The following is an 8,346-nucleotide window of genomic DNA, read 5'->3' as shown; positions in this document are numbered from 1 at the left end:
CACCGTCGCTTTCACCCGCCGCGAGGGCAATGAGCGCGTCGTCTGCGTCTTCAACCTGGGCAGCAAGCCGGCCGAGGTCGATCTCGGCGGCGGCTCGCTTCAGCCCTTGCCGGGGCACGGTTTTTCGAGCCAAGCTGGCGCCGGCTCCATCCGCCTTGGCGGCTACGGCGCCTGGTTCGGCCGCATCGACTGAGTTTTTGAAACGGACGTCATTGGGAGGAAATCATGGCCGATGTCACGCTGAGGCAAGTGAAGAAATCATACGGCAATCTCAACATCCTGCATGGCATCGACCTCGACATTAAGTCGGGCGAGTTCATCGTCTTCGTCGGCCCGTCCGGTTGCGGCAAGTCGACCTTGCTGAGGTCCATCGCCGGGCTGGAGGAGATCACCTCGGGCGAGCTCAAGATCGCTGGCGAGGTCGTCAACGACGTGCCGCCGTCGAAACGCGGCATCGCCATGGTGTTCCAGTCCTACGCGCTCTATCCGCACATGACCGTCTACGACAACATGGCCTTCTCGATGAAGATCGGCAAGGAAAGCAAGGCCGAGATCGACAAGCGGGTGCGGCAGGCGGCCGAGATCCTGCAGTTGACCAAATATCTCGACCGGCTGCCCAAGGCGATGTCGGGTGGCCAGCGCCAGCGCGTTGCCATTGGCCGCGCCATCGTGCGCAATCCGAAAGTGTTCCTGTTCGACGAGCCGCTGTCCAATCTCGACGCGGCACTTCGCGTCGCCACCCGCATCGAGATCGCCAAGCTGAAGGAATCAATGCCGAACACCACGATGATCTACGTTACCCACGATCAGGTCGAGGCGATGACGCTGGCCGATCGGATCGTGGTGCTGAAGGAAGGCCGCATCGAGCAGGTCGGCACGCCGATGGAGCTCTATAAGCGGCCCGGCAATCTGTTCGTCGCCCAATTCATCGGCTCGCCGGCCATGAACATTCTGCCGGCGAAGATCGAAAAGGCCGGCGATCCGAGCATCATCAGCCATGTCGGCGGCCGCAAGGCGACGGTTCCGATCGCGACCCCTGCCTCGGCGAATGGCGCGGCGGTAAGTTTCGGCGTGCGGCCGGAAGACCTGGCGATCGCTACCGGCACGGAGTATCTGTTCGAGGGAACGGTGGACTATGTCGAGCAGCTTGGCGAGGTCCAGCTCGTCTATGTCGACATCGGCCGCGCCGACCTGCCGCTGGTGACGAAACTGCCGGGCAATGTCGAGGTCAAGCGAGGTGCTGTGCTGCGGCTCAACGCCGATGCCGGCGATCTGCACATCTTCGATGCGGACGGCCACTCCTTCACGCTGCACATGGCGGCAGCGAAGGCGGCCTGAACTTCACGTTGGACAAAACAAGAGCGGCGGGCACTGCCCGCCGCTCTGGTACTCAGCCAGCCGGTAGAACCGGAATGGGCGGCTCTGTCCGGCTGTTAGCGGCCGAACAGGTTGCGATCGCTGCCCTGAGGGGCGGACTTCTCAACGTCGCCCGACGAGTTTAGCAGCTTGTAGACCGGCGAGCTGGTGTCGCGCGTCGAAGACGTCTGGGTGGTGTCGACGCCGGCGGCGGCCGGCCGCTGATTAATGTCAGTCCCGCCAACATTGTCATTGCGGGCATAGGCGCTGCCGGCGGCGATCAAAAGAGCGGCGGCGGTAAGAGCAATCTTCTTCATTTCTGGTACTCCTGAATCTGCATCGGAGCGGCGAGACTGTCCGCCGCGTCCATCTTCCGTTGGAGCGTGGTCCGGATCGGCCTAGTTGTTGCCGAAGAGGTTGCGGTCGCTGCCCTGGTCGGCGGGCTTCTCGGCGGCCGGCTGCGACTGCTTGATCGAAGCCGTGTACGAGCTGTCGACCGCGGTGGCCGGCTGGTTGGCACCGTCGGAACCGAAGTGGTCGCTGCCGGCTGCGAAAGCGCCGCCCGAGATGGCCAGGAGGGCTGCGGTGGCAAGGATGATTTTCTTCATCTTAGTGTTCCTGAATTTCTGAGGATCCCGAGCGGCGGGCATCGCCCACCGCGGTCAGGGATCGTGTGTTAGTTGTTGCCGAACAGGTTGCGGTCCGAGCCCTGTGCCGGCGTCTGAGCGGCCGGTTCCGACTTCTTGACCGAAGCCGTGTACGAGCTGTCGACGGCAGCGGCGGGCTGATTGGCACCGTTCGAACCGTAGTGGTCGCTGCCACCAGCAAAGGCGCTGCCGGAAATGGCCAGAAGGGCGGCGGCAGTAAGAACAATCTTTTTCATTTTTAGTACTCCAGTATATTTTTCCGTCCGTCTAGCGGCGTGTCTTGGGAGGAAAGCGCGTCGTTCGGACAGCCCCGATGTGGGAGAGCCCCTTCCCGGTTTCCAATCACGAAGTTGTTTCGCCTGGACCATGACTCTGCACCTTGAAATTGTGCCACGGCCTCCCACACGTATTGTATTGTAAAGCAATATCAATATGTTATCCGAATGGCCCATCGACCCAGTTGACGATTTGGAAGATCTGCGTTCACACGGTCCTGCACGCATTGTCAACAGAAACGAACCGTTCGGTTCGATTTTAGAATCTCCTAATGGTCACTTTTCTATACTGTTAACCAATTCAGACCCGGTCAGCGGTCGATATGAAGGCGTTTCCAGCGCGCGATTCGGATCGCCCCCGAGGACGGCAATTCGGCGCCAGCGTGCCGCGAACCCGAAACGCGTGTCGCGCCCGCACGGATGCGATGTCGTTTTCGTACCGACGGTCCGCCGGCCTTAGTGATTAGATCAGGCCATCTCAGGTGCCGACCCGTGACGACGGGACGGAGAATTGGGAAGCCGGTCAAATTCCGGCGCTGCCCCCGCAACGGTGGTGGAGTTCAAGTCGCGACGGGAGACCACTGGGCCATCTGGCCTGGGAAGGTGTCGCGCCCGCCCGCAAGGGCACTCCAGAGCCCGGAAACCAGCCCGAGATTTCTAGGCTCGACTGATCGCGGTGGGCGGTCAAGAGGCGGATGGCGCGCGCCTGGCCCTGCCGGTGGCCGCCGTTCCTCTCCATCACCACCAGTTCAGTCCTTGATGCGACCGACGCGAGGGACAGGACATGGATGCGCGCAACGACATGCTGAGGCACCTGCATAACCGCAGGCAGGGCTTTTCGCTCGAACAGCCTTTCTACACCGACCCGGATTACTTCAAGCTCGACATGGAACTAATCTGGTATCGCGACTGGCTGTTCATCGGGCACGATTGCGAACTGCCGAAGCCGGGCAGCTACATCACCGCGCAGATCGGCGATTATCCGGTGGTCCTGGTCCGCGACCAGCAAGGCAGGATCAACGCCTTCCATAATTCCTGCCGCCATCGCGGCAGCCGCGTCTGCAACGCCGAGAAGGGCACCGCGGCGAAGCTCGTCTGCCCTTATCATCAATGGACCTACGAACTCGACGGCAGGCTGCTGTTCGCCCGCCAGATGGCGGATGGCTTCGACAAGAGCCAGTTCGGCCTGAAGCCGGTCGCCTGCGAGAGCGTCGGCGGCTACATCTTCATCTGCCTGGCGAAGGAGCCCGCCGATTTTGCGCCGATGCGCGCCATGATCGAACCCTATCTCCTGCCGCATCGATTGACTGAGGCGAAGGTCGCTTTCGAATCGACCATCGTCGAGAAGGGCAACTGGAAGCTGGTCTGGGAAAACAACCGCGAGTGCTACCACTGCGCCGGCAATCATCCCGAACTCTGCAAGACCTTTCCCGAGGCGCCGACGGTGACCGGCGTGCATGGTGCCGAAAGCGATCCCGAGATGCAGGCGCATTGGGCGAAATGCGAGGCGGCGGGCCTGCCGAGCAAGTTCCGCATAGACCCCGCCGGTCAGTATCGCGCCACCCGCGCCCCGCTCTTGCGCGATGCCGTCAGCTACACGATGAGCGGCAAGCGCGCGGTGAGGAAGAACCTATCCACGAGCGTCTCGGCGGACCGCATCGGCACGCTGATGCATTACCACTATCCGACGACCTGGAACCATATCCTGATCGACCATGCCGTCACCTTCCGGGTGCTGCCGATCAGCGCCACCGAAACCGCGGTGACGACGAAATGGCTGGTCCACAAGGATGCGGTGGAAGGCGTCGACTACGATCTTGCCGAACTCACCCATGTCTGGACCGAGACCAACGACCAGGATCGCCGCATCGTCGAGGAAAATGCTTTCGGCATCCTGTCGCCGGCCTATGAACCCGGCCCCTATTCGGAGCAGCATGAGGGCGGCGTCATCCAGTTCGTCGAATGGTACGCCTCCTTCATGGGCCCGCGCCTTGCCGAAGGCGGCCAGCCGACGCTGCGCAGTGTTGCCTAGCACATGGCGCCCAAAAGTGTTGAGCGGTTTTGGCATCACGACATGTGCAGAATGAAAAGGACCAAGGGATGAACGCGATGACCGATCTCGGCCTCTATCGCCATCTCGACGAGATGGCGCCCTGGAACGACCGGCTGCAGGTGCTGGAGGTGATCGGCGTCAGCGACGAGGCGCCGGACGTCAAGACCTTCACCTTCCGCTCCGACAACCAGACCTGGTTCCGCTACAAGCCCGGCCAGTTCGTGACGCTGGAACTGCCGGTCGCCGACGGACCGCTGATGCGCACCTACACGATGTCCTCGTCGCCGTCGCGGCCGTTCTCGATCGCGGTGACGGTGAAGGCGCAGGCCGGCAGCATCGGCACGCGCTGGATGTTCGACAATCTCAAGCCCGGCGCCCATGTGAAGGCCTATGGCCCGGCCGGCGATTTCTCGCTGCACAGCCATCCGGCGGCCAAGTACCTGTTCATCTCTGCCGGCTCCGGCGTCACGCCGATGATGTCGATGCTGCGCTGGCTGAACGACTGCGCGCCCTGGACCGATGTCGGTTTCGTCAACTGCGCGCGCAGGGCGGAAGAGATCATCTTCCGCAAGGAGCTTGAATTGCTGGGCAGTCGCATGCCCGGCCTGTCGCTCGGCTTCATGATCGAGGAACGCTCCATCCGCGAGGGCTGGTTCGGTCACATGGGGCGGATCGACGCCATAAGGCTTCCGCTTCTGGCACCTGACTACCGCGAGCGGGAAATCTTCTGCTGCGGCCCCGACCCGTTCATGCGCGCCGTCCGGCAGATGCTGGAGGCCGCCGGCTTCGACATGGCCAAATACCACCAGGAAAGCTTTGCCGCGCCGGTGGTGGAGGAAGTGCCGGCGCCGTTCGCGCTGCCGACCGACGGCGGCATCGAGATGCCCGTCGAGGCCGCGACGCCGGTTCGCTTTTCACTTTCCGATGTCGATGCCGAATGCATCGCCGGGCAAACCGTGCTGCAGACGGCGCGCGCCTCTGGCGTCAGGATCCCGGCCGCCTGCGAATTCGGCCTGTGCGGCACCTGCAAGGTGAAGAAGGTGTCCGGCGAGGTCGAGATGAGTCACAATGGCGGCATCCTCGATCACGAGATCGCCGACGGCTTCATTCTCGCCTGCTGCTCGAGGCCGATGACGGCGCTGGAAATCGAGGCCTGATCCACCCTATAGAACCCCAAAAGTGGCAGGCGTCTCGCTGTGTTCATCGTCTTGCCAAGCTGGAACCGAGTGTTTACAGGCGTTCCTCGGGGGGAGCACCGCGGTACCGCGGTTGCTTGAGCTATGAAGTGGGGCAAGAACAATGCGGGCAGCGGATGTCTACGCTGTTGCGAGCAAGGATATCGTTTTTGAATCCTTCGACGGCGAAGCCGTCGTGCTTGATCTCGCGAGCGGAAGGTATTTCGGTTTCTCCGATACGGGCAGCCGTATCTGGCAAGCGCTGTCGTTGGGCGTGCCGGCCCCGGTGCTGGTCGGACTGGCCGCGGGAACGGCGACGATAGGATTGGTCGAACTCGAAAGCTTCATCGCGCAGCTCATCGATTTCGGCCTGCTGGCGCCAGCCCCGGATGCGTCGGCGCAGCCGCTGCCGAGCGGGCTGCCGGCCGAGCTTGCCGCGTCCCGCGAACCCCTGAAGGTTGACGTCCACGACGATCTTGCCGATCTCATCATGGTCGATCCGATCCATGAGGTCGAGGAACCCTTGGGCTGGCCCGCGGTCAAGCACGCGTCGTGAGACATCCGGGAGCGGCCGATCGCATTGGCGACGGTGCGCGGGAACAGGCCATGTCGCAGGTCACCCTCGGAAGCTTGCCGGACTATGCGCGCCAGGTTTTGGCCATGGCCGAGAGTGCGGCCGCCAGCTATTCCGTCACGCGGGATGTCCGTTTGCCCCGGTTGGACATGGCTGTCCATCTCACGCCCGGCCCCTTCGCGGATGCCATCGACCGCGGCCTTGTTCCGGCCGGCGGTGATCGGCAAGCGTCGGGCGTATGCCGCATCCTCATCGCCCATCCAGGCATCGGTAACATCGCCGCTCCGGCGAAATGGGGCGAGGCGCAGTTCGCCCCGCACGCCTTTGCCTCCCGGCTTGCCGACGCCGGGCTGCGCGGCTGCTACTTCCACGACCTCGACTTTTGGCAGGTATACGATCCCAAGCGCCGTGTCGGCGCGCAATTGATGCGCTCCGCCGACGGCTTTCCGCCCTGGGAGCCGGGCGCGCCGCTGCGCGCCTTTCTGCATTGGGACTATGCGGCGCGCGGCATGCGGCTTGCGCATGCCGGCACGCTGGGCATCGGCGGCAAGGGCATCCTGCTTGCCGGCGCCGGTGGAGCAGGAAAATCGGGAACCGTCGTCGCCGGCCTGCTCAACGGCCTGGACAGCGTCGGCGACGACTATGTGCTTATCGACAGGACGGATGAGGGGGTAAGGGCGTATCCGCTGTTTTCCACCCTCAAGCAGGATCCCGAGGGTTTCGAACGGCTTGGCCTCAGGCAGCGGCTGAAATCCTATGGTCCGCTGAACTGGCAGGGCAAGCATCCGTTCCGCATCGATGACGTCGCGCCCCGGCCGCTGCCGGCAAGTCTGGACATCGCAGCGCTGGTGGTGCCACATATCGGCGGTGGTGGGACAAGCTCGGTCATGCCCTTGTCGCGCAAGGACGCCATGATTGCGTTGGCGCCGTCCGGCATCGCTCAGATGCCTGGCGAGCGCGAAGGCGGCTTTCGCTTTTTCAGCGATCTTACCCGCCTTTTGCCATGCTACCGTCTGGCGCTGGGGACGCGCCCGGAGGAAATCGCTGCCACGGTTTCCGGGTTTCTCGCGCGAGGCTCCGCATGAAGCTGAGCGTGAATATGCCAGTCCATAACCGCGAGAAGTATGTCGGCGCTGCGCTGCGCTCGCTGCTCAGGCAGCGCGACGGTGCCGATCTCGACATCATCGTCATCGACGACGGCTCGATCGACGGCTCGGTTGAGGTGGTGCGCTCGATGATGAGCGAAGCATCCTGCATCCGCCTTTTCCAGCAGCCCAATATGGGCGTCACCAAGGCGCGCAACGCCGGCCTCCGGCAGCTCCTGCCACAGACCGGCTTTGTCTCCTTCCTCGATTCGGACGACATCTCGCCGGCCGGCCGCTTCAAGGACGATTTGGCGCTTTTCGAAACCGATCCCGGTCTCGATCTGACCTATTCGCTGATGACCCTGGCCGACAATCTGGACGACGAGACGCTGGAGCCGGCGGCCGACAGCCACTGCGTGACCGTGCGCGGAATCCATCTGTCGGCCGGGATATTCACGCGCCGGCTTGTCGATCGGATCGGTGACTTCGACACCGATTTCAGCCAGGCCGAAGACACCGACTACCTGCTGCGCACTTTCGAGAGCGGCCCGAACTATGTCATGCCCGATACGGTGGGGCTCTATTACAGGCGCCATCCCGGCAACATGACCAGGGAGCCTGATATTCCCCGTCGCGAGTTCATGCGCGCGCTCCACAAATCGATGAAGCGGCGCCGGGCCGACCCGTCGCTGTGTGCGATCGACAAGATCTTTGAGGTCAAGGATCTCGCGGATTGGCGGTTCATGTGATGGCTGGCTACGGCGTCGTCATTCCGGCCTTCAACGCGGCCGCCACCATTGCCGATACGCTGCGCTCGGTGGCCGCACAGACGATCGCCGCCGACGCCGTCGTGGTCGTCGACGACGGTTCGACCGATGATCTCGAGGCGGCGATCGCCATTGCGGACATCCCCGTCAGGCTGCTGCGCCAGGACAACGCCGGCCCCGGCAACGCGACGACCAGGGGCATGGCGGCGCTGTCGACGCCGTTTATCGCGACGCTCGACGCTGATGACCTGTGGCTGCCGACCAAGATCGAATTGCAGCTCGCGCATCTTGAACGATCTCCGCGAACGGCGGGCGTTTTCGCCCATGCCCGCAATTTCCGCCAGGACCGGCCCGATCTGCCGGAGGCGGGCACGACGCCCGGCTGGTTTCGCACGACGATGGTGATCCGCCGCG

At 63.3% G+C, this 8,346-nt stretch carries 10 protein-coding genes, 1 pseudogene and 1 riboswitch; of the genes and pseudogenes, 8 read left to right on the top strand and 3 right to left on the bottom strand.

Annotated elements, in window-relative coordinates; all coding sequences use genetic code 11:
- Both EN781_RS18375 and ugpC read left to right on the top strand, forming a co-directional pair.
- Positions 1-193: pseudogene (locus EN781_RS18375) on the top strand (alpha-glucosidase C-terminal domain-containing protein); the annotation flags it as partial.
- Positions 194-225: 32 nt separating this feature from the next.
- Positions 226-1,338: a sn-glycerol-3-phosphate ABC transporter ATP-binding protein UgpC gene (gene ugpC, locus EN781_RS18370; protein ID WP_126056948.1), complete on the top strand. Its 1,113-nt coding sequence runs from the start codon at positions 226-228 to the stop codon at positions 1,336-1,338.
- 95 nt (positions 1,339-1,433) lie between these two features.
- On the opposite strand, the gene EN781_RS18365 is transcribed toward ugpC, so the two are convergent.
- The 3 genes from EN781_RS18365 to EN781_RS18355 form a co-directional block, all read right to left on the bottom strand.
- Positions 1,434-1,673, bottom strand: coding sequence for a DUF680 domain-containing protein (locus tag EN781_RS18365; RefSeq protein WP_126056947.1), 240 nt, complete (start codon positions 1,671-1,673; stop codon positions 1,434-1,436).
- 81 nt (positions 1,674-1,754) lie between these two features.
- The gene (locus EN781_RS18360; protein WP_126056946.1) at positions 1,755-1,964 is read right to left on the bottom strand and encodes a DUF680 domain-containing protein; all 210 of its coding nucleotides are present in this window, start codon (positions 1,962-1,964) and stop codon (positions 1,755-1,757) included.
- Between the two features lie 68 nt (positions 1,965-2,032).
- On the bottom strand, positions 2,033-2,239 hold the full coding sequence (locus EN781_RS18355; RefSeq protein ID WP_126056945.1) for a DUF680 domain-containing protein: 207 nt from the start codon (positions 2,237-2,239) through the stop codon (positions 2,033-2,035).
- A gap of 502 nt (positions 2,240-2,741) precedes the next feature.
- Positions 2,742-2,945, top strand: a riboswitch (cobalamin riboswitch).
- Positions 2,946-3,062: 117 nt separating this feature from the next.
- On the opposite strand from EN781_RS18355, the gene EN781_RS18350 reads away from it, so the two are divergent.
- From EN781_RS18350 to EN781_RS18325, 6 genes are all read left to right on the top strand, one after another.
- Positions 3,063-4,310, top strand: coding sequence for an aromatic ring-hydroxylating dioxygenase subunit alpha (locus EN781_RS18350; protein ID WP_126056944.1), 1,248 nt, complete (start codon positions 3,063-3,065; stop codon positions 4,308-4,310).
- Between the two features lie 77 nt (positions 4,311-4,387).
- A complete protein-coding gene (locus EN781_RS18345) occupies positions 4,388-5,488 on the top strand; it encodes a hybrid-cluster NAD(P)-dependent oxidoreductase (RefSeq protein WP_126059264.1) in 1,101 nt (366 codons plus the stop codon).
- 142 nt (positions 5,489-5,630) lie between these two features.
- A complete protein-coding gene (locus EN781_RS18340) occupies positions 5,631-6,062 on the top strand; it encodes a PqqD family protein (RefSeq protein ID WP_126056943.1) in 432 nt (143 codons plus the stop codon).
- A 50-nt stretch (positions 6,063-6,112) separates the two neighbouring features.
- Positions 6,113-7,165, top strand: coding sequence for a serine kinase (locus tag EN781_RS18335; protein WP_127400215.1), 1,053 nt, complete (start codon positions 6,113-6,115; stop codon positions 7,163-7,165).
- Complete coding sequence (locus EN781_RS18330) at positions 7,162-7,914, top strand: glycosyltransferase family A protein (protein ID WP_127400214.1); 753 nt, start codon at positions 7,162-7,164, stop codon at positions 7,912-7,914. The genes EN781_RS18335 and EN781_RS18330 overlap by 4 nt, the downstream gene beginning before the upstream one ends.
- Positions 7,914-8,346: glycosyltransferase family A protein (locus EN781_RS18325; RefSeq protein ID WP_145965545.1), on the top strand; the 433-nt coding region annotated here is incomplete at its 3' end. The genes EN781_RS18330 and EN781_RS18325, both read left to right, overlap by 1 nt.

The sequence above is a fragment of the Mesorhizobium sp. M4A.F.Ca.ET.090.04.2.1 genome (genome assembly GCF_003999085.1).
Lineage (GTDB): Bacteria > Pseudomonadota > Alphaproteobacteria > Rhizobiales > Rhizobiaceae > Mesorhizobium.
This window is presented reverse-complemented; position numbering and strand designations above follow the sequence as displayed.

What these genes read in the sequence shown, in the direction of transcription:
- EN781_RS18340 (WP_126056943.1), top strand. Translation starts at nt 5,631, where the DNA reads ATGCGGGCAGCGGATGTCTACGCTGTTGCGAGCAAGGATATCGTTTTT.
- EN781_RS18335 (WP_127400215.1), top strand. Translation starts at nt 6,113, where the DNA reads ATGTCGCAGGTCACCCTCGGAAGCTTGCCGGACTATGCGCGCCAGGTT.
- EN781_RS18330 (WP_127400214.1), top strand. Translation starts at nt 7,162, where the DNA reads ATGAAGCTGAGCGTGAATATGCCAGTCCATAACCGCGAGAAGTATGTC.
- EN781_RS18355 (WP_126056945.1), bottom strand. Translation starts at nt 2,239, where the DNA reads ATGAAAAAGATTGTTCTTACTGCCGCCGCCCTTCTGGCCATTTCCGGC.
- EN781_RS18350 (WP_126056944.1), top strand. Translation starts at nt 3,063, where the DNA reads ATGGATGCGCGCAACGACATGCTGAGGCACCTGCATAACCGCAGGCAG.
- EN781_RS18345 (WP_126059264.1), top strand. Translation starts at nt 4,388, where the DNA reads ATGACCGATCTCGGCCTCTATCGCCATCTCGACGAGATGGCGCCCTGG.
- ugpC (WP_126056948.1), top strand. Translation starts at nt 226, where the DNA reads ATGGCCGATGTCACGCTGAGGCAAGTGAAGAAATCATACGGCAATCTC.
- EN781_RS18360 (WP_126056946.1), bottom strand. Translation starts at nt 1,964, where the DNA reads ATGAAGAAAATCATCCTTGCCACCGCAGCCCTCCTGGCCATCTCGGGC.
- EN781_RS18365 (WP_126056947.1), bottom strand. Translation starts at nt 1,673, where the DNA reads ATGAAGAAGATTGCTCTTACCGCCGCCGCTCTTTTGATCGCCGCCGGC.